Raw genomic sequence first — 21,356 nt, 5'->3', positions numbered from 1 at the left:
TCACCATTCCGCAGGGGACGACCGGCAGCTCATCCAACCGGGGCCGGTATTGCCTCACCGGCAGAGCCGGATTCCCGGACAATCGAGCCTATATCCAGAATATGGGCCACCTGGCCATCCCCCAGAATGGTGGAACCGGCAATATAGCGCACGTTGCCAATGTAGCCGCCCAGCGATTTAATCACAATCTCCTGATTGCCGATCGTCTGATTAACCACCAGACACACCCGCTTGTCTGCATAACCCACAATAACTGCGAACAGGGGGCCGCCGCTCTCCCCCTCCTCAATCTCCAGCAGCGGATGCAGACGGAGCAGCGGTAGCACCTGATCGCGGTAGTTATAGACCTCCTGCCCCTGAATAGTAACTATATCCGCTGCCGCCATCCTGATAATCTCAATGACATTGATAAGCGGAACCGCAAAAGTTCGGGACCCCAGCTTCACGAGCAGAGACCGGATGATCGCAAGAGTCAGCGGAAGCTTGATCGTGAACACACTTCCCCGGGAAGGAGCCGTTTCAATATCAATGACTCCATTTAATTTCTCGATATGGGCTTTGACAATATCCATGCCCACCCCCCGGCCGGATAGATCGGTGACTGTACCGGCGGTTGAGATGCCTGAGCCGAAAATCAGCATGACCCGCTCTTTGTCCGTCATGCGCCCGGCCTCTTCGGCGGTCACGAATCCTTTTCGCACAGCTGTTTCCTTAACCTTGCCGGTATCAATCCCTCTGCCGTCATCGGACACGGTGATTACAATCATATTCCCCTGGTGGCTGGCGCGGAGAACAACCTTCCCTTGACGCGGCTTGCCCAGCGCTGCACGCTCTTCCGGCAGTTCCAGCCCATGGTCCACCGAGTTGCGCAAAATATGGATCAGCGGGTCGCTGATCTCTTCAATCAGACTGCGGTCCAGCTCAGTCTCATTGCCTTCAATGATGAAATCAATTTCTTTGCCTGACCGCTGCCCCAAATCGCGGATCATCCGGGGGAAACGCCCGAAGAGATGCTCTATCGGCAGCATCCGGGTCTTCATCATCCCCTCCTGCAGATCACTGATGACCATATTCAAATGCCCGGTGATATCATTGAGCAGATGAATGTCACTGTTGCCCTTGAACTGCTCATTCAGCCGGGTGCGTACACTATGCAGCCGGGTATTATCAATCATCAGTTCACCCACCAGATTCAAGAGCCCCTCCAGGCGCTCTACATCCACCCGGACTGTCTGGGCAACCTGGACACTGCTCCCGCCGGCCGCCGTTCCCAGCTCCTGCATGTCCTGTTCTGCGGAGACAGGAAGAGCGGGTATAGACGCTGCTGACCGGTGCACCTCTTGTAGCCGGCGCAGCAGCTCTGAAGTGTCCCCTTCCTCAAGCACACCGTTCAGAATGGATTGACGAAGCTGCTTAATGAAATCTACACAGTCGAAGAGAATCGTTAATAATCCGGCGGATACCTCCAGCTGTCTGTCCCTGAGCAGCTCGAGCACGCTCTCCATCTGATGAGTCAGCCGGTTCAGCTGTTTGAAGCCCATGACCGCCGACGAGCCTTTTAAGGTATGCGCCGCCCGGAAGATCCGCTGAATCGTGTGATTCTGATAGCCTTGGCTCTCCAGCACCAGCAGGGCCTCATCCAAATATTGAAGCTGCTCCTCCATTTCATCCAGGAACGCCCCCAAGTATGTCAAGTTATGGAACTCCTTCATGCCGCTTGATTCCCCCTCCCTCATCCCTCAGCCCTCACCCAGCAGACATCCGATATTCAGAATACTGATCAATCCCTCCGGGCTCATGCCCATACCGCTCACAACCTGTGCTCCCCGGAGATTACGGGACTCGGGCGGAGGCTTCACTGACAAAGAGGCCACCCGTTCAACGGCATCCACAATCAGGCCTATAGCCTCATCGTTATAGTGTACCACTACGATTCGTGACCGGGCTTCAAGCAACGATTCAGGCATTCCCAGCCTCCTGCTGAGACTGATGACCGGTATAATTTTGCCGCGCAGATTCATGACTCCCTGGATATAAGGCTTGCTGTTAGGCACCGGTGTAATCGGCTCCGGCTTAATAATCTCATTGATCTCACGAATATCGATGGCCAGCTTCTCTTCAGCCAGACGGAATACGATATACTGTTCAGTTCGTGCATCCAGCATAACCCGCCCCCTCTATAACCGGAATACCGCGACTGAGTTGTTCAGCTCGTCCGCCAGGGAAGCAAGCATCTGCGAAGAAGAAGCCGTCTCCTCAGCAGCCGCTGCGGATTCCTGGCTGCCTGCGGCTATAGATTCGATCGAGAGCAGCACCTCGTTCGTCTGGGCGGCCTGCTCCTCGCATGCCGCTGCGATGCCTGTAATCTGCTGGGCCGTTTCATTCACACGGGCAACGATTCCGCCGATCAGCTGCTCTGTCCGCTCAGACAAGGCCGATACATTGCCTACAGCCTGAACACTCAGCAGCGTATTCTTCTGCATGATCCGGATAATCTGGGCAATCTGCTTGGTCGCTTCACCGCTCCGCTCTGCAAGCTTACGGACCTCGTCGGCCACAACGGCGAAGCCCCGCCCCTGCTCCCCGGCGCGCGCGGCCTCGATCGCTGCATTAAGGGCCAGCAGATTGGTCTGCTCGGCAATCTCATCAATCACCTCGATAATCTCGCCGATCTTCTGAGAATCCTGCTCCAGCAGCTCCATCTTCTCCGACAGGTCGCCCATCCCGAGACCGGATTCCTTCACCGCTGCGCTCCCCTCCTCAGCACCCTGGCGTGTCCGTACGGACAGCTCCGATGCCTGCTCGGCATTTCTCGCCACCTCGTCAATCCCGCGGGTCAGATCCTGCACCAGCTGATTGATATTCTGGGCAGCCTGAGCCTGGGACTGGCTGCCGCTGGCGATCTCTTCCGTGGTTGCCGATATTTCCTCAGAAGAAGCCGCCACGCTCTGTGCAGCTTCAACGGTTCCGCCAATCAGCTTCCGCAGGCTGGCAATCATATCATTGGCTGCCGCTGCCAGCTTGCCGAACTCATCCCGGTTCTTGATGGCAACCTCCTCTCTAAGGTCACCTCCGGCCATGCGGACCATGGCGGCAAGCAGCTTCGATACCGGACCTACGATTCCCTGCGAGATGATAATAGCCAGCCCCACGGCTGCAAGAGCTGCCAGGATTGAGACAATAAGAATCGTAACTCTTCCGGTGGTATAGCTTGCCACTGTGGAGTCAATTCGCTCGTCAGCTCCTGCAATAACATTCGTGACGGCCTGGTCGGCGGTATCCTGGGCCCGCTGCAGATCAGGCAGAGCGTCGATTAAGACGCTGTAGGCCTGCGTATTCTGATCTTTAACCAGCAGCTCATTCACTTTAGGGACGGATTGGTTATAGTTATCCACGCTCTGCTTGATGATCTCAAGTGCAGCCCGTTGATCCGCATTCAGCGGGAGCTCTCCGTAGACCCTCATCCGGTCAGCGATCTTGTCCTGATCCGCTTTGATCACCGCCTGAATCTCCTCTTTCACCGAATCATCGGTTTCCAGGATAAGCTTGAACAAGTCGCCGCGCAGCTTATACAGCTCCGTCCGGATCTCGGCAATATTGACGAGGCCAGGGAAGTTGTAGTCCCGCATCTGTAAGGAATTACTGTTCATCGCTCCCATTTTCATAATGGACAGCCCGCTGATAAAAATAAGCAACGCTACAATAACCAGAAAGCCTCCCAACAATTTGGTACGGATGTTTAGTTTCAAGCTGAAGCACTCCCTCATATGTATTTGTCAGGCGTTCAAATCTTTCTTTATTATGGGTAGCCCGTAACCTGTGCGCCTATCGCCACCCCTTCCTATTTTTCGACAAAATATTCCTGTTTTCTACAGGCCCTCTTTCCTGCTTGCACAAAAAAAGCAATGACCGCCTGTATTCGGCGTAATCATTGCTTTGGATGGGAATCTGTTCTGTTCGTGGTCTGATACACCTGAGAAATGGCCTGAGATCTGCTATGTACACCAAGTTTTTCGTAGATTTTGGTAATGTGGTTCTTGACCGTATGTGTACTGATATACAGCTTCTCTGCGATCTCCTTGTTATTGAGGCCCAGCAGCAGACCCTCCAGGATATCCTCCTCACGGGTAGTGAACCGGACGATTCCCTCCTGCAGAGCGGCAGCGGGCGGGGGCTGTATGAGCTGCTCGAAGGACCGCAGAAGCGGCCCGGCGATGGGGATAGGAAGTGTTTCCTTCCATTCCCGCCTGCCCTTATCCGTATACCATGTCAGCATGAGCAGCACCTTCGCCAGATAGAGACAGGAACTTTCTCCTGTACCCTTTTTCCCGGGAGAACCGGACAGATACTCCTCCATATGGCGTAGAATCATCACCGGCGGAATCTCGCCCAAATATCCTGCCAGCAGCTCCACCTCATAGGAAGCCAGGAGCGCAGCTTGGCCGATCCATTCCATCTCTTCAGCGGAATGGTTCATCCGCTCCAGCAGACCCTGCGCCAGATTCTTAATCGTTACGGCCCGGTTATATTCTCCCGGGTCCCGTGTGAGCGACACATCGTACAGCAATTGTATGAGCTCGGCACTGGAGGGTGCTTCCTGGGGCAGCTTCACCAGCAGCTTGGTCACCAGCAGGACGTTGGTCATCTGAAGGAACAATTCATACTCCTGCCGCTGCCGCTCATCCTTGAACTGAATCGTGAACACCCCCAGAAGCCTTTGTTCAAAAACCATGGGATGCTCCACCAGCTGCCGCCCCCTCCATTCCCGCCGGACCGGCTTGTTCAGCAGATTGAAGCCCGGAATTCCGTCTGCAAAATAGACCCGCTTGGCCTCTTCGGTGTAGAGCGTGTACAGCTCATCAGGAGAGGTAGTGGAGGAATAGACCTCCGGTCCTTCTTCGTCCGGCAGATGCAGCAGCAGGCACATGAAAGGGCTGTCAATCTGCTGCTGAAAGCACTCGATGAACAGCTGCAGATAATCCTCCTTATCCGGGGTTGCCACCAGAGCGCGGACAATCTCCTGGTAGGCCTCATGCCTCTTCTTCTGGCGTTCATACAGCGCATCGCTCTCCAGATGATACAGGGAAGCTGCCAGCTGATGGGCCACCAGCATCCCCATATCCGCCTGCCCCTCCGTCAGCTCCGGCCGGAGAGCGTCTCCGGCAAATAACACCCCATACAGCTTATTCCTGTACTTAATCGGATAACAGATGATCACCTTCGGCCTCAAGCCATGGGCTGCAAAAAAAGAAATTCTGAGATCGCGGTCCGCATTCCTCCAATACCCCATCTGCTTGGAGAGCCCCACCTGTCCCAGAAACCCCTCACCATAAAAAAAAGAAGAGCCTTTCAGGGAGTGATCCTTCGGTATCCCCGCTGTCTCAGCAATCGTAAACTGGTCTCCGCCCTCAGCAATGCTGGCATAGCCCGCAAATTCGGCGCCGAGAATACGGGTGAAGATTCCCAGGATTCCCTGCAGCCAATCGGGGCTTGCCGGGTCCAGCAGATAGATCAGATTCATCAGCTGCAGGTCATAAGCGGAATGATCGCCCGCCTGCTCCCGTTCGAGCAGTGCCTGCACCGTATCCGCCAGTGTATCCAGCTGCTGAATGATCCGGGCGACGTCATCCTGATCGAGTACCGGAACCTGATCCAGAGCCTCCGTCCAGTCTGCCCACTCTCCAGGCGCGGTGGTTTCATGAATCCTTCCGGTAATCAGCTCTTTCGTGCAGCCGTCTACCCAGACGCCGGCAAGAATATAATAGGGCCTTCGCTTGCTGAGCCGGATGGAGGTAATCAGCACTTTTAGCCCGGAGCGGGTTTCGTGTACAATAGGTTTCGATATATCCTTGACCTTCTCTAGTAAACTCACCAATTTATCTTCAGAGGAGCTTTTTTGTATACCGAACAAGAGGGCAGCAATCTCGGTTAACCCGGAAGGCTCTGTGATCCGCTTATCCGCTTGATCGGTAATCATGATCGTCATTCCGCATAATGAAGCGTATGCATCCTGCAGGGACTGCAGATTCTGGCGGAGCTTGTTCTTCATTGCCCATACCTCTCTTTCCTCTGCAAAATTCGCCATTGCAGGACGCATTCCCTGCTTTTCCCGTGTTTCATTCTACAAACGTAGTATAATTGGCCGGGAATAGCAGCGGAAATATGCGTGAATGCGAAATGAAATAATCTGCTCAACCCGCCCGCCCAATGTGATCGGTTTTTCGATTACATTTCGTCCACACACCCCTCGCCGGCAAAATGTGATCGGTTTTTCGATTACATTCGGTCCACGCGCCCCTCGCCGGCAAAATGTGATCGGTTTTTCGATTACATTTCGTCCACGCGCCCCCGTCTAATTATGAGGGTCAGCTTCCAGCTTCACCTTCCCTCCCCCCGCGGCAAAAAGCACCGGCGCTGAAATTCAGCACCGGTGCCTGTGGCATCCCATATAAACAACCGGGGCGAGTGCCCCATCCGTTGTTCTCCCGCCCGCTCAGCTGCTCAGCTGCGCGAGGATCTGCGGGTCTTTGATCTTCGTGTCATCGGCCAGCAGCACGACCTTGGAGAGAACCTCGGCTGTGCGCGGGTCCTCGTCCAGGAACGGCAGGAACAGCCGGCCCCGGTGCTGCGAATGCACCGGAATAATGTACAAGGCGCCTGTCGCCTGCTTGTACACCTGGCCGCTGCCCAGATGCACGGCATACTCGCCGAGCGTGCCGTCAATCCGCGCATAATTGCCGTCCAGCCGCACGTTCTCAATCTTCAGCAGCCGCAGCGACTCGCTGACGATGACCCGGCGCATCTCGACGGTGGTCAGGCTGGCCTCCGGATCGACGCCGCCGACATGGGCCACGCTGACCACCAGATCCACATCCCGCATGACCTCCGAGAACAGCACCGGCGGCACCTGATCCAGCGGCACACCCTTGTACGTCTTCCGGTCGAAGAACTGCACCGTCTCCAGTGTCGGCGCTTCCGTGTCCGCCGGTGAGAACCAGTCCGCCATGGCATAGAGCCGGACGATCAGGTTCTCGGCATAGAACACCTTCTGCAGCCCTTCCTCGTAGCTGACTGTCCACTGCCGCCCTTTCAGGAGGGCGACCGTCTTGCTCGGCTGCACCTGATGGCCTGCATATCTGCGCGACAGCACGCCCTGTGCCAGCTCATCCTCATTCGGCAGGTACAGCTCACGGAAGACCTGCTTGAACGGCTGGCGGATCTGACGGTCGAACAGATCCTTCTGGTACAGGCTCCATTGTCCGCTGCGGTAGAAGTCCAGCGGATGGGCAATCTGCAGCACCGCCTCAGCATCTACAGTGTGCCGTTCACCCGACGGGCTTACCAGCGCAGCCTGATCGGCATCGTAATACCCCAGCGCCTCGCCGCTCTTCAGCACCAGCTTGCTGATCAGCGGAGCCAGCACCGGATTCCGGCTCAGCCCGGCAATCTCACCCGGCGTGAAGGTGCCGCCGGATGCCATCGACCGCTCCAGCTCGGCGCGGGCGCGGCGGAACTGGCCGGTCAGGTCGCTCTTGGCCTCCTTCAGCGCTTCGATCCGCTCATGCTTCTTGAAGCGCGCCGGTACTGACTTCAGCACCTTGCCCTTGCTGGTCACTACAACATCGCTTTGCCCTTCCTCATCGATGCTGAGCGAGACATAAGTCTCGTCATCCAGCGCATACGGCTCGAAGTACGCGGCATAGTCATCCAGCTTACGCGCCTCCATATCCCAGATTAGGCGGGTGACATCGGCATAACCCGCATTGCGCGCCAGGTTGCCGAGCGCGATCTGCGCCACAGCGCCTTCGCTGGCACGGCGCTGTGCGCCGAACTGCTTGCTCTCCGCCAGGAAGCGCTGGATGAACTCATACCGCTCGCGGATATCCTTCTCGCGGTCTGTCTTCAGCGGAATCAGGCTGTAGCTGAGCAGATGCTCTTTATTGCGCTTTTGCTCAACAGACTCCTTCATCTCCTCCAGGTTCAGCTTGCCGAGCGTAGCATCGGCGAACAGCTGGGAGCGGCGGTGGTTCGCACCGGCGGAGATATACTTGGCACAGTCATAGAGCAGCTCGAAGCGTTCCTGGCCAAGCGCCTCATACGCCGACTGGAACCAGTTCACATCGAAGGCGCCGTCGTTGAACTCCTGCGGGGTGATCGGCGAATAATGCGCCACCACCGTCTCCTTCTCGGCCGAGAAGCTCTCGTTGATGTGGGCATGGAAGTACCAGGCCCCGCTGCGCAGCCCTTCCCAGCCCAGGTGCTCGGCAATAATCTCGATCCACTGCGGGGCATACATGGCGGCTTCCAGCAGTTTTTGATCAGACAGCTTGTACTCCTGCAGCAGGGTCTTCAGCCGTTCCGCATTGTCGCCCTCGCGCGGATAACATACCTTAAGCAGATGGCTGAAGGATTCCTTCTTCGTAATATTGTCGCCATAGCCATACACGTACCCGCGCACGAAGGTGTCCTTGTTCAGCCCGGACAGGATGCGGATACAGTACTCCAGCCCCTCGATCCGCTGCAGCCCCATCGTCATACCGGTCACCTCGGTCGGCAGGTCGCCGCGCCCCAGCTCAACCGCCAGCAGACGGTCGATGATCCGGGTGCGAAGCTCAACCATCTGCGGACTGCCTTCAATCCAATCATACATGCGTGAGCTGATCCACCGCATATGATTGCGGGCATCGCTGCTCAGCAGCAGCTCCCTAAGCAGCGTCTCTTCGCGGATGATCCCACTGGTGAAGGCCTCAACATAGTGCTTCAGCCCGATGATGCTGTCCCGCTCTTCGCCGCCGCTGATCCCCTCGAACCGGTAGCAGGTATGGAACATCTCCTTGAACTCCTCCGGTCCCTTCCACAGCTTCTGGACCATGTCGATCCACGGATCAGCCAGAACCGAGAGGAAGGGCCAGTCCGCCGCCAGCTTCTCCTCCGGGAAAGCAGCCACCAGGGTGTTCACCGCACCATTGACCAGCCGGAAGCTCTCCGGGCTCTTATGGTCCGCGCGGAACGCATCCAGCAGCGACTCGACCTGCCATCTGTACTTCAGCTTGTCCACCAGCTTCATCACAGCCAGAGTCTGCTCCAGCGGGTACACCTTAGCTGCGAACTCCTTCCGCCAGCCGGACAGCAGCTTCTCCTTGCTGAGTTTATCATCATCAATGCCCATCGTATCGTAGCCGTCGTAGTTATCCAGCGTCTCATCCAGCTCATCCAGGCTGATATAGAAGTTCAGCTCCATCAGGTCCCGGGCGCTCCAGCCGCTTTTGTCCCAGAACTCTGCCCACACCTGCGGCAACGGGTACTGCTCCAGAACCGAAAGGCTGCCTTCCTCATCGTTCACAAAATACCCCTGCAACGGTCTGAGAGTCGTCCCAATCAGCAGCGTATCCTTGTACCCGCTGTAGTATTCAACCTCATATTCCACATCGCGGTGCTTATGAATCGTGTTGTCCAGATCCTTAAGGAACTTCTTGATCTGCTCCAAAGAGAGCTTGAACACCTGATCCCACGCGAATCCGTCCGCTGCCGGCGGCTGAGCCAGCCACTCCTCCGTCTGCTTCGGATTGAACAAGCCCAAGCCGTTCGCCCTGGTATACTCATTCTTCTGGCTCAGCCTGGCAATCAGCTCACGCTCCTGGTCTGAAGGCTTCACCAGCTCCTCCGCCAGCGGACGTACCGCTTCGAACAAGCCCTGCCGTTCTTCATCCTCGAACAGCACGGTCATCATCTCAAGCCCTGCCTGCCGCTGCAGGGCATTCTTGCCTTGTACCAGCCTGCGGATGGAGGCCTCCAGCGCTACCTCCGGCTGATTCAGCAGCATCAGGGTGACGCTCTGGCGCAGCGTGCCGGTCTTAAGCTTCAGCAGCCCTTCCGCCATCAGCAGCTCATCCTCTGCCAGCGTCAGCTCCTGTGCCAGCTTCAGCGCCAGCTCGCGGTTCTTCATGCTTTTGTCGGAGAGACTGGCGAAGATGAATTCACGCTGCACGGCATCCCCTGCATCCTGCACGAAGTAGTTCAGCAGCTCCCCGCGCATATCCGGGCTGAGCTTGTCCTTATGGGCAAGCAGCTCGTTCACCCAGGCCGGGTCCATGTCATAGGAGATCAGATAGAGCATCTTCTGTACCGGCAGATCACGGGTATAGTTAACCTGCACGAAATCCAGTACCTTGGACGGGCCGGTCTGCTCCCGGCAGACCGGATTCAGGAAGATGTCCATCAGCAGGCTGAAGTCGCGCCGCCGCTCGCTTTTATCCGCAAGCTGGGGGGTGGTTCTGACCTCGATCCTTGGACCGTTATCCTTCGGCCCTCTCCATATCCGGTCATAATCGTAGTTGTAGTTCATCAGAATCCAGTACAGCAGCTCCGGCTCCTGCCCGTTCAGATGCTGCCGGGCGCTGCGCAGGCGAACCTCCTGGTTCTGGCTGTTCGAGAGCACATACTGGGCCACAATCTTCTGATACAGCTGTCCCTGCTCCATGAGAACGTCAACCTTGCCGATCAGCTCGTTCTCTTCATACACAGCCGCCCCCCACAAACCCAGATAGACATGGTTGGCATTCTCACTGGTCAGCCATTCCTCACGCAGCGCTTCATCCGTCAGCACCTGATAGGCTCCCTCCACCAGCTGCTTCGCCACCCGCTGGTTCTGCGCTTCCAGGCCCATGCCTGTCCATACGCCCAGGGCACGCACCACCGAGCTGTAGCGCACGAGATCGTTGTCGAGAATCACCTTCAGCATATAGAGGTTGTTCGCTATCGTCCCCTCATCCATCCGCTCGACAATCGACTGCCGCAGCCCCTCCTGCAGACGTGCAGCCACCAGCAGCTCGCCTGCCATCTGGACAGCCGCCTGATTGTGGCTGAGGAATACACCCTTCAGCATACTGTGACTAAGCTGCGCCGCCTGGTTGTCTCCGTACACCGCTTCCTTCAGCAGCTCCTCCATCCCGCTGCCGCCACGGTCCAGCTCATAGGCGACTACATCCGGGACGGCAACATCCACACGGTAGGAGGTACTGTAATCCTTATCCAGATTGCCCTTGAAATAATCCGGCAGCGAGAATTCAACCATCTCCATATAGATCAGGGCATTGATTTTGCGGAGAATCTGCAGCCGGTGCGGCTGAACCTCCCGGGTACGGAACGGCCGGCGCATATACCCTATAGAATAGGGATACTCCACGGCATGGTTAACTATGTAACGGGCAAGCTCAACGGTATGAGCGCTGTAGAGCTGCTGCATGACTTGGAACACGGGCTCCCAGTAACCGGAAAAATCACTCCGGGCAGCCTCTGCACGCGCTTCCAGTATAGCAATGAAGCGGTCCAGCGAGTCTTCCCCTTCATGGAGGTAACGGTTCTTGCTGAACTCGGCCAGCAGAACTGCAAGCTCTGCGCCTTCACCCTTCAGCTCCCCGGCCTTCTTCTGGATCTCTTCGTACCACTCCGTCTCCCATTGTTCATTTCCGAACTTCATCCTGTCATCTCCCTCACCATAATCTTCCGGCCAGCATCGTGAACCGGATCAGTGTCAGCTCGTTGCCCTCTTCGATCTCCAGCGGTTCATCCAGCGCGGTGCATTCCTGCTCCTGCACGAACACCTTATACAGCCCGTCTTCGTAAGCAAGCAGTGCCGCAGCCGTAGCCTGCTCCACCTTCGGCTTCGCTTCGCCATAGACCGCGCCGAACCCGACCTTGCCGTTATCGCCCTGCTCCGCAATCTCAGTTGCGGTCAGGTAGGGGATCAGCTCCCCCTGCTCCTGGCGCTCCCGCATCGCCTGCACCTGCCCGGCCACCATCTCCGAGATCAGCGCGCGAAGCGTCTGCGGTCGCGCCGCCAGCAGCAGCTCCTTCCGCTCCAGCACCGCCTTGCGTTTGCCTAAGCTTTTGACGGTTACATACAGCTTCATGGCCTTCCCTCCTTCTCAAGAACAGCCCTGTTGACAGACTATCTAGTTCATTACCCGATTCTGTCATATTCAACCCGGGTCCCCGGCGGAAAATTCAAATTTGTGCGGATGCCTGGCATCCGGTATCTGTACAGCTCTTTTTTTGCTAAAATAGAAGGGTCGGCGCATTTCCGTGTAGTTTTGGCGCCAGTCACTGAAACGGAGGCATTACCTGTGGATTATATTATTCTGGACATCGAATTCAACGGCCGCAAATTTGCCAGCGAGCATCCCATGGAGGTCATTGAGATCGGAGCAGTCCGGCTAGACGCTGCCTTGCAGATGAAGGATGAATTCTCAGCCTTGATCAAGCCCATATACTTCTCCACCCTGAATTCATTTATTAAGAAAAAAACCGGCATTCCCCAGGAGGATATCGACGTCGCCAGCCGCTTCCCGAAGGTGATTACCGCCTTCCGGGCGTGGCTGGATCAGAGTACAGACGGCGTGCTGTTCCTCACCTGGGGCGGCGAGGATATGAAGCGGATCATCCAGGATGTGCGGATGCATAAGATGGATGATGCCTACTGGATGGAAGCGACCTACTTCGACCTGCTCAAAGGCTTGCTGCGTGCCCGCGGCCTCACCAATGACATCAGCGTGGAAGGGGCCATGGCCCTGCTGAACCTTGAGCCTTCCGGCTCCGCGCACCGCGCGCTGGATGATGCGAAGATGACGGCGGAAATCTTCCGCGCGGTCTTCAGCGAGCTGGACTTTGAACGCTCCCAGCATTATGTCGACACCTTCTCCAATGCGCGGGAGCGCAAGACGGTCAAAATCGCCATCAAAGCGATGAACGCCCAGAAGATCGTTCCCACCTGGGAGCTGGTCGCCGAGCATTACTTCCCTAAGGAGGATGCCCTGGCGGACCCCCGGAAGCTGGCGGAGCTTAAGGCGTATTTCGCCGCCCAGGTTGGCAAGAAATAACCCATACGCGCGAACAACAGCGGCAATCTCCCCGGGCACAGCCTGGAGCGGTTGCCGCTGTTTGCTATTCCGGCTATTCCGGCTTTTTCAGCTCCTCCCGCTTAGCCGGCCCGCTGTCTGGATATTCTACCAAATAAGTGTTGACCTTTCCGTTACGTCAAAGTGTACAGTTAGTTGTGTAAGCGGCCGCTTACCCGGCGGGAAGGCTGTGAAGACCAGCCTCTGCCGGAGTTTCCAGAGCAGACAAGGAGGCAGACAGGACCATGGATTATACGGTGCAGAAGCTGGGAAGGCTCGCGGGGATCAGTGCACGGACCCTGCGGTATTACGATGAATTCGGCCTTCTGAAGCCGGCCAGAACCAATTCCTCGGGATACCGGATCTACGGCCAGGCCGAGGTGGACCTGCTGCAGCAGATTCTGTTCTACCGCGAGCTGGGCCTCAGCCTGGAGGCGATCAGAGACATTGTCCATTCGCCCTCCTTCGACGGGGCCCGCGCCCTGCGCGAGCATCATGACAAGCTGCTTCAGCGCAGAGCGCAGCTGGACCAGCTCATCGCGAATGTTGAGCAGACTATTGCACATACAGAAGGGAGAAGTCCAATGAGTGATCAGGAGAAATTCGCAGGCTTCAAGCAGAAGCTGATCGAGGATAACGAAGAGCAATACGGGCAGGAGATCCGGGAGAAATACGGTGCGGAAGCCATAGAGAAGTCGAACCGCAAGCTGAAGCATATGACGGAGGAGCAATACACTGCCCTTCAGCAGTTAGAGGCTGACATGTTCGCGTCACTGGAGCAAGCGATGGAGGACGGTGACTCAGCAAGCAAGCTGGCACAGAAGGCCGCCGATCTGCACCGCCAGTGGCTCAGCTTCTATTGGGATACGTACACCAAGGAAGCCCATGCCGGCGCCGCCCAGATGTATGTGGATGATGAGCGCTTCACCGCTTATTACGACCAGCGCCGCCCCGGCATGGCTGCGTTCCTGCGGGATGCTGTACATGTGTATACGGGAGCGAAGAAGTAGACTTAACATGTTCCAAAAAAGAGGCAGCCGTATACAATCCGGCTGCCTCTTTTTTACCTGTCAATCGTCATCGTCGTCGGAATCCACATCGGTGTATATAATCTTGGCAGTATACGCGTCGACGCCTACTTCAGTCTTGTTCTTCCCGTTTCGGATCTCAACCTCATATACGGCTGTCCCCCGGTCCCGGTCCAGATCCACATCAGTGACGGTTCCCTTCACGGCAGCCTGTGCCGCCTCAGCAGCTCTGCCTGCGGTAATCAGCTTCCCGCCCGGGGCCGCAGCCTCCGCATAGCGGTCGTCATCATCATCTTTATCTTCACGCACACTGATAACCTTACCCGTATAAGCATCTACCCGCACATCCATCTCCTGCCGGGTCTGCTGAATTTCAATGTCGTAATACGTGCTGCCGGCCTTCTTCTCCAGTTCAATGCTCTCCACTTGCCCAGGCGCTGCCTTCAAGGCAACGGCTTCGGCCTTAGCTACACCGATTAGCGCTTTGCCCTGACTCTTCACGGTTGGGGCCGCCTCTGCCGTACTCCCGCCCTGCACCTCACCAATGCCATAAGCGCCTCCGAGAATCAAGGCTGCCGCTGCTATACTGCTCCATATTTTCTTCTTCATCATGCCGCCTCCTTGTGCAATCTGTGCTGCTCATGCCATTAATATAACGTGCCAACATGAGAGAACAGCGGGAGGAACATTAGAATTTGCTGAGAAAATAAATTTTCTCTAAGAATCGTCCTCCTCCGGCTCTTCCCAGGTTACCGACATAATGCTGCCCGAGACCGCATTCACCTGGACTACGGCTTCCCGCCCGTCCGGAGTATGAATCTCCACCAGATAAAAAGCGCCCGAGTCATCGATCTCTGTATCCACATCGTCCACTTCCCCCGGGACTTCCTTGAGCGCGAGCCGGACCGCCTCCTTCTCGGAGACGACCCCCACAGCGGTTGGTGAGGGCGCTGGTGAAGGGGTTGCGGCAGCTCCGCCCGATGGCACGGGAGAAGCGGCAGCTGTCGGCTGGACCACCGGTTCGTCCGTACGCTTCAGCAGCACGATGGAGATAATCTCGCCGCTGACTCCGTCCAGCTTCAGCTCATACCGCCCCTGGGCCGTCAGTAGTTCACCGGTGTAATTCCCGGATTGCAGCCTGAGGTTCTCAAGCTTTCCCGGGTATTCGTCCATTACTGCCAGTGTAGCCTGCTCTCTCGTTAACAGCGGCCCCGGCTCTTTCCTCTCCAGCCACCATAGGACGGCCAAGACCAGCAGCAGGCAAGCCGCTGTAATCAAACCCGCCTTGTACAGACTGCTCCTGTTCATCCACTTTTTGCTTATCCGTTCCTTGGTCATAGCTGCCCCCTGCTCTCTGCCGCAACCCGGAGCGTCACTGAGGTGCCCCGGCCTACCTCACTGTCCATAGACAGCTTGGCTCCGATCGCTTCAGCGATCTCTGCCGCAAGCGACAGGCCCAGACCTGCCCCGCCGCTCTCCCGGGTTCTGGCCTCATCCACTCTGTAGAAGCGGTCGAATACCTTCGGCAGCTCCTCCGGGGGGATACCAATTCCGTGGTCGGTAATCACAATCCTCTGCTCTGCTCCGGCAGTCTCCAGACTGACCATAATATCGCCGTCGCTGTATTTGCGGGCGTTATCGAGGAAGATGAACAGCAGCTGCCGGAGCTTGGCTTCATCGCTATAGCCTTTAATTAGACCTTTAGCCTGAACTACGATCTCTCTCCCATATGCCTTCTCAAAAGCCTTAGCCGATGAATGGGCCAGCTCCACCAGATCCACCTGCTTCATCTCCAGCTCCCACTGCTCAGGATGCTTAGCCAGCAGCAGCAGTTGTTCTGTCATCTCCTTCATGCGGATGGCTTCGGCATGAATCGCCTCCACCGATTCCTGGAACAGCTCCGGGTGGTCCTGCCCTCTGCGCTTCAGCAGGCTGGCATAGCTCTCGATAACCGTCAGCGGAGTGCGCAGCTCATGCGAAGCATCCGATACGAACTTCTCCTGCTTCTGATAATTGCTCTCCAGGAGCTCGATCATCCCGTTGAAGGTACGCCCCATCTCCACCAGTTCATCCTTGGAGCTCTCCTTCAGCGTTAGCCTGCGGAATTGGCCGCTGCGCCGGATCTCCCGCATGGTGGACGTCATTTGGACGATGGGCCGCATGATCAGCCCCGACAGCAGCCGGGCGGACAGCAGCAGCGGCAGCAACGCCGCAAGCGTAGCCCCGGCAAGCACCAGCCGGAGGACGCGAAGGGTATTCATCGTACTCTCCAGGCTTGTAGTCGACTGGACATTCAGCACATTTCCGTCCAGCCAGATCACGGGAATACTGACGAATGCGTAAGAGTGTCCGTCCGCCTTAATAATTTGCGCCTGCTTCGCTGAATGATAGACCGGCTTCAGCCTGCTGATCTCCTGCCCGGAGGCTGAGGTCACCGGCGGCGGGCCGCTTCCGTCCGGGGCAAGCAGCCGGAGCATCCCCTCCACCGGCACATAGGCGCGGAGCAGCTGGGTTACCGTAGCCCCGCTTCCTGCCTTTCTCATATCGGCAGCGATTCTGGCTGCCCCGGCAGCCGCCTGCTCCAGCTGGCTGTTCAAGGACATCCGGCTGAACACGGTGTAGATGAACAGATTCATGACGATAAGCAGTGCGGCCGACAGCACGCTGGAATAGAGGTGGATTTTACTGCGCAGCTTCATGGCGAATCCTTCAGCACATACCCAATGCCGCGTACGGTATGAATCAATTCTTCCTGGTTGCCTTGCGTAATTTTCTTGCGCACATAACGGATATAGACATCCACAATATTCGTGTCCCCGTAATAGTCATAGCCCCACACCGCAGCCATGATCTGTTCCCTGTTCAGCACCTGGCGCTTGTTCTTCAGCAGGAACACCAGCAGATCGAACTCACGCGGCGTCAGCTCGATGCTTCTCCCGGCCCGCTTCACCTCACGGGTCGCTTCATTCAGCTCCAGATCGTCTGCCCGCAGCCAGGAGCCGGCCTCCGGGGTCTTCCGGCCCGAGGCCAGCCGCAGCGCGGCGCGGACACGGGCCAGCAGCTCTTCGATCTGGAACGGCTTGGTGATATAATCGTTGGCCCCCAGATCAAGGCCGGAGACCTTGTCTTCCACCGAGCTTTTGGCGGTAAGCAGCAGCACGGGTGTCTCTGCATCCACCGCCCGGATCCGCCGCAGCAGCTCTATCCCGCTGAAGCCGGGCAGCATCACATCCAGCAGCAGCAGATCCGGCTGCTCCTCCTGATACCTCTCCAGCCCCTGCTGCCCGCTGCCGGCAATAGACACCCGGTAACCTTCACATTCCAGCTCAATCTGCAGCAGCCGGGCAATCCGTACCTCATCCTCTATCACCAGAATCGATTCTGTCACTGGCGCTCCGCCCTTTCAGCTTGCATCTATAAGTCCACTCTTTCTCTTCCCGTAATTGCCTCCATTGTAGGACATGTGGGGGTATCGTTTCAAACCGCCCGCTCTCTTCTGCATAAAAAAAGAGTGCTTCCACCCTTAACGGCAGAAGCACCCTGCTATACTCTTTATTCTTCTGCCGCTATGCTATCCGGCAGCTACAGGCTGCGGTGCAGCAGCGTAAGCACCCGGCGCAGCTCCGCCACCGCCACCTGCCCGGGAGCCGAAGGCTTGTGCGCCGCACCGAAAGTCAGCGCCGAGCCGAAGATTTCTCCGGCCAGACGGCTGATTACACCCTCTCCGTTCATCGACATCGTAATGATCGGCCGGTCGGCATACTGCTCCCTCATCTGGTGCGTGGCCGCCAGCAGCGTCAGCACATCTCCCGCATGCTGCGGCATGACGGCAATCTTCGGCAGATCGCCGCCCAGCTCCTGGGCCCGGCGCAGCCGGGAGACGATCTCCTCGGCGGACGGCGTTCCATGGAAATCGTGATTCGAGAGAATGACGAACACCGCCTGTCCATGCGCTGCTGCTACCAGCCTGCGGACATCCGCCTCCTCATTGAACAGCTCCACATCGATGATATCCACCAGCCCGCTCGCAGCAGCCGCCTCGTTGAGCCGGATGTAATCTTCCGTGGAGATTTCTCTCTCCCCGCCTTCCTTGGCGCTGCGGAAGGTGAAGATCAGCGGAGGCTCCGGCAGCGCGCCGTGAATCACTTCAAGCGCCTCTTGAACAGCTGTAAGGTTATCCACCTCCGCGAAGTAATCGCAGCGCCACTCCACCACATCCGGTTCCAGCGCCTTCAACGCTTCGGCTTCCCCGCGCAGCTCGGCCAGCGTTGTCCCGACCAGCGGAACGCAGATTTTGGGCATTCCCTCCCCGAGGGTGATATTCTTGACCGTTACTGTACCGCTCATAGCTTCAGCTCCTTATGTATCTGTCCTGCTTGTCCTCTACGCATCTATGGCGTTCTGCAGGAACTGCTCTACCTCTTCCAGCTTGGGCAGCGAGGAGATGGCCCCCGTCTTGCCCACCGCCAGTGCGCCGACGGCATTCGCGAAGCGGACCGCTTCCTCCAGAGTCTTGCCGCAGGTCAGCTGCCAGGCCAGCGCCCCGTTGAAGGAATCTCCGGCGGCTACCGTATCAACCGCCTGTACCGGGAACCCCGGAACATGGCGGCTGCCCGCTGTGTCCACAATCAGCGCCCCTTGCGAGCCCAAGGTTACGATCACGTGCTGAACCCCTTTTTGCAGCATGATTCCTGCCGCCCGCTCTGCATCCTCCAGACTCTCCACAGAGATTCCGGCCAGTATGCCCGCCTCTGTCTCATTAGGCGTCAGATAGCTGACATGCTTCAGCAGCTCATCCCTGAGCGGCTGGGCCGGTGCCGGATTGAGAATGACCGGAATTCCGTGCCGGGCTGCAATCCCTGCGGCCGCCTCGCACATTGCCAGATCTGTCTCCAGCTGCATCACCACGATCCGCGCCTCACTGATTACCGTCTCCAGCGCTTCAATATCCTCCGGCGTCATCTCCACATTGGCTCCCGGCACCACGATAATCCGGTTCTCTCCGTTTCCGTCCACCACAATCGAAGCTACCCCGGTGGCCTCAGAATCACTCTGTGAGATGTACGCGGTGTGTACCTGCTCCTGCTCCATAATCTCCAGCATTCCGCTGCCGAACGCATCCTTCCCCACTCTGCCGATCATCGTAACCTCTGCCCCGAGCCGGGCCGCGGCGACAGCCTGATTCGCTCCTTTGCCCCCCGGAGACAGAGCAAAGCCCTGGCCCAGCAGCGTCTCTCCTGCTTCAGGCGCCCGGTCCGCCCGCACGACCATATCCATATTAAGACTGCCAATGACAACGATACTCAAGCTATGCACCACCAGTTGTTTATTTTTGGGTTGATCCACCGCTGCTGATTCCCTAATCTGCACGGTAACGCAGCTTCAGCTACACATTTATTCTCCCCTTATCTTATGTGCTTCTGCCGGGTTAATCAAATTTTTATTATTTCAATCTGCGGACTGCGAGCCGTCACTGAAACTTCGCTATGCTTCTTGAACATAAGTGTGCTAGAATGATGGTGCAATCGCTTCCAGAGCTTGTTCTTCCCATTTGAGCAAACGTTTGCATCTTAGATACAGCCTGCAGCATTTCCTGTTTACTATCCCATTCGTATTTAGGAGGCTTATCAAGTGAGCGAGAAACCCTTCAAGAATCCCTTCAGGACCCCCTTACCGTCAGTAGCTTATTTCAGCATGGAGTACGGACTGCATTCCGACTTCAAAATGTACGCCGGGGGCCTGGGCATCCTGGCCGGAGATTATATCAAGGGTGCGCGGGACATCGGGGCCCCGATTATCCCCATCGGGCTCAAGTGGAAGCAGGGCTACACGGACCAGAAGATTGATGCGGACGGCAACCCCTACGACTCCTACCACAACTATGTGTATGATTTTCTGGAGGATACAGGCGTCACCGTTACAGTCAAAATCAGAAAAGTTGATGTCCTCTGCAAAGTGTGGAAAACAGACCATTTCGGCAATAACCCCCTGTATCTGCTGGACACCGATATCCCGGAGAACAGCGATGCCTGGATCACAGGGCAGCTCTATGGCTGGTTCGGGGAGGAGCGCATCGCCCAGGAGATCGTGCTGGGAATCGGCGGCGTCAAAGCCATGCGCGCCCTGGGTATTCCCATCGATGTCTATCATTTCAACGAAGGACATGCGGCCCTGGCCGCTACCCAGCTGATCCGCGAGAAAATGTCCGGCGGCAGTACCTTTGAAGAAGCCTGGAGAGCTACACGGGAAGAGGTTGTGTTCACTACCCATACCCCGATCAAGGAAGGTAATGAGACTCATCCGCTGGACCGGCTGGAATACATGGGCGCTTTCAATGGCTTAACGCGGGCGCAGATGGAGCGGATCGGCGGAGAGCCGTTCAATATGACTGTCGCGGGCCTGCGGCTGTCGCGGATCTCGAACGCGGTCGCCCAGCTTCATGCCGATACCGCAAACAAAATGTGGAAGGAAGTCGCCGGCAGATCAGCTATCATCGGCATCACCAATGCGATTCATACCCCTACCTGGGTAGATGAGCGGATGACCCGAGCCTTCGAGGAAGGCGGCGATCTGTGGGCCGTGCACAAGGAGATCAAGCAGGAGCTGATCAGCTTCATCGAAGAGCGCTCCGGCATCGCCCTGAATGCAGACCATCTGCTGATCGGCTTCTCGCGCCGGGCAGCTCCCTACAAGCGCAGCGACCTGATCTTCTCCCGGCCGGATATTATTGAGCCTTACTTGGAGAGCGGCAAGATACAGATTGTTTTCTCCGGTAAAGCCCATCCTCTGGACGACAACGGCAAGCGGATTGTCAGCAACCTTGTCGCCATGATGAGAAAATACCCGAAGAGCGTAGTCTTCCTGGAGAACTACGATATGACCATCGGCGCACAGCTGACCCGCGGCTCCGATATCTGGCTGAATAACCCGCGCCGGCCGCTGGAGGCAAGCGGAACCTCCGGGATGAAGGCCGCCATGAACGGCGTGCTGAACTGCTCCATCCTGGACGGCTGGTGGCCGGAGGCGTGCATTGACGGTGAGAACGGCTGGCAGATTGGCGGCGGCTTTGAGACGACCGACTTTGCGGTGCTTGACCAGCACGATAGTGACGCGCTATACGATACGCTTCTGAATCGTGTCCTCCCCGTCTTCTATGACGACCGGGCCAAGTGGATACAGATGATGCACCGCAGCATCGAGACCACCCGCACCGAATTCGCCACCAGACGTATGCTCGACGAATATTATAACCGGATGTATATCCGGAGCTAGAGCAGCAGCCCTAATCCCAGTCACTTGACCCGGGGATTAGGGCTGTTCCCGCAGCAATCATTCGGATGCGGCAGGCGCCGGAAAGATAGTAACTGGTCGAGTAGGCGGGGCCTCTCCATCGTGGATTGTGCCCCTACCCCTCACAGATCCGTACGTGCGC

15 protein-coding genes are annotated in these 21,356 nt (G+C 57.1%); 3 read left to right on the top strand and 12 right to left on the bottom strand.

What is annotated here, in order from left to right:
• Positions 1 to 29: 29 nt before the first annotated feature.
• The 6 genes from K1558_RS15890 to K1558_RS15865 all read right to left on the bottom strand — a co-directional run bounded on the left by K1558_RS15890 (position 30) and on the right by K1558_RS15865 (position 11,912).
• Complete coding sequence (locus tag K1558_RS15890; RefSeq protein WP_238652591.1) at positions 30 to 1,694, bottom strand: chemotaxis protein CheA; 1,665 nt, start codon at positions 1,692 to 1,694, stop codon at positions 30 to 32.
• Between the two features lie 45 nt (positions 1,695 to 1,739).
• Positions 1,740 to 2,165, bottom strand: a complete 426-nt coding sequence (locus tag K1558_RS15885; protein WP_238652590.1) for a chemotaxis protein CheW — start codon at positions 2,163 to 2,165, stop codon at positions 1,740 to 1,742.
• A 12-nt stretch (positions 2,166 to 2,177) separates the two neighbouring features.
• A complete protein-coding gene (locus K1558_RS15880; protein ID WP_238652589.1) occupies positions 2,178 to 3,749 on the bottom strand; it encodes a methyl-accepting chemotaxis protein in 1,572 nt (523 codons plus the stop codon).
• 179 nt (positions 3,750 to 3,928) lie between these two features.
• Positions 3,929 to 6,049, bottom strand: a complete 2,121-nt coding sequence (locus tag K1558_RS15875; protein WP_238652588.1) for a LuxR C-terminal-related transcriptional regulator — start codon at positions 6,047 to 6,049, stop codon at positions 3,929 to 3,931.
• A 444-nt stretch (positions 6,050 to 6,493) separates the two neighbouring features.
• The gene (locus K1558_RS15870; RefSeq protein WP_238652587.1) at positions 6,494 to 11,479 is read right to left on the bottom strand and encodes a DUF4132 domain-containing protein; all 4,986 of its coding nucleotides are present in this window, start codon (positions 11,477 to 11,479) and stop codon (positions 6,494 to 6,496) included.
• A gap of 13 nt (positions 11,480 to 11,492) precedes the next feature.
• On the bottom strand, positions 11,493 to 11,912 hold the full coding sequence (locus K1558_RS15865; protein ID WP_238652586.1) for a hypothetical protein: 420 nt from the start codon (positions 11,910 to 11,912) through the stop codon (positions 11,493 to 11,495).
• Positions 11,913 to 12,125: 213 nt separating this feature from the next.
• On the opposite strand from K1558_RS15865, the gene K1558_RS15860 reads away from it, so the two are divergent.
• Positions 12,126 to 12,878 carry a 3'-5' exonuclease gene (locus K1558_RS15860; RefSeq protein ID WP_238652585.1) on the top strand — a complete coding sequence of 251 codons (753 nt, stop codon included), beginning with the start codon at positions 12,126 to 12,128 and terminating at the stop codon, positions 12,876 to 12,878.
• A gap of 263 nt (positions 12,879 to 13,141) precedes the next feature.
• Positions 13,142 to 13,906 carry a MerR family transcriptional regulator gene (locus tag K1558_RS15855; protein WP_238652584.1) on the top strand — a complete coding sequence of 255 codons (765 nt, stop codon included), beginning with the start codon at positions 13,142 to 13,144 and terminating at the stop codon, positions 13,904 to 13,906.
• Positions 13,907 to 13,966: 60 nt separating this feature from the next.
• Here the strand turns inward: K1558_RS15855 and K1558_RS15850 are convergent, their stop codons facing one another.
• The 6 genes from K1558_RS15850 to rbsK all read right to left on the bottom strand — a co-directional run bounded on the left by K1558_RS15850 (position 13,967) and on the right by rbsK (position 19,240).
• Positions 13,967 to 14,533 (bottom strand): PepSY domain-containing protein, encoded by a 567-nt coding sequence (locus tag K1558_RS15850; RefSeq protein WP_238652583.1) that lies wholly within the window; start codon positions 14,531 to 14,533, stop codon positions 13,967 to 13,969.
• Between the two features lie 108 nt (positions 14,534 to 14,641).
• Positions 14,642 to 15,262 carry a PepSY domain-containing protein gene (locus tag K1558_RS15845; RefSeq protein WP_238652582.1) on the bottom strand — a complete coding sequence of 207 codons (621 nt, stop codon included), beginning with the start codon at positions 15,260 to 15,262 and terminating at the stop codon, positions 14,642 to 14,644.
• Positions 15,259 to 16,623: a sensor histidine kinase gene (locus K1558_RS15840; RefSeq protein WP_238652581.1), complete on the bottom strand. Its 1,365-nt coding sequence runs from the start codon at positions 16,621 to 16,623 to the stop codon at positions 15,259 to 15,261. Before K1558_RS15840 ends, K1558_RS15845 begins: the two co-directional genes overlap by 4 nt.
• Entirely contained in the window at positions 16,620 to 17,312 is a 693-nt protein-coding gene (locus tag K1558_RS15835; RefSeq protein ID WP_238652580.1) for a response regulator transcription factor, read from the bottom strand. The genes K1558_RS15840 and K1558_RS15835 overlap by 4 nt, the downstream gene beginning before the upstream one ends.
• A gap of 194 nt (positions 17,313 to 17,506) precedes the next feature.
• Positions 17,507 to 18,271, bottom strand: a complete 765-nt coding sequence (aroD, locus tag K1558_RS15830) for a type I 3-dehydroquinate dehydratase (protein WP_238652579.1) — start codon at positions 18,269 to 18,271, stop codon at positions 17,507 to 17,509.
• A gap of 36 nt (positions 18,272 to 18,307) precedes the next feature.
• Positions 18,308 to 19,240, bottom strand: coding sequence for a ribokinase (gene rbsK, locus K1558_RS15825; protein ID WP_238652796.1), 933 nt, complete (start codon positions 19,238 to 19,240; stop codon positions 18,308 to 18,310).
• 315 nt (positions 19,241 to 19,555) lie between these two features.
• Here rbsK and glgP point away from each other — a divergent pair, with 315 nt between their 5' ends.
• Positions 19,556 to 21,196, top strand: a complete 1,641-nt coding sequence (gene glgP / locus K1558_RS15820) for an alpha-glucan family phosphorylase (protein ID WP_238652578.1) — start codon at positions 19,556 to 19,558, stop codon at positions 21,194 to 21,196.
• The last annotated feature ends 160 nt before the right edge of the window (positions 21,197 to 21,356 follow it).

Origin of the sequence: Paenibacillus piscarius (genome assembly GCF_022234545.1) — a bacterium.
Lineage (GTDB): Bacteria > Bacillota > Bacilli > Paenibacillales > Paenibacillaceae > Paenibacillus_AQ > Paenibacillus_AQ piscarius.
The sequence above is the reverse complement of the archived record's forward strand: the minus strand, read 5'-3'. Positions and strand labels throughout refer to the sequence as shown.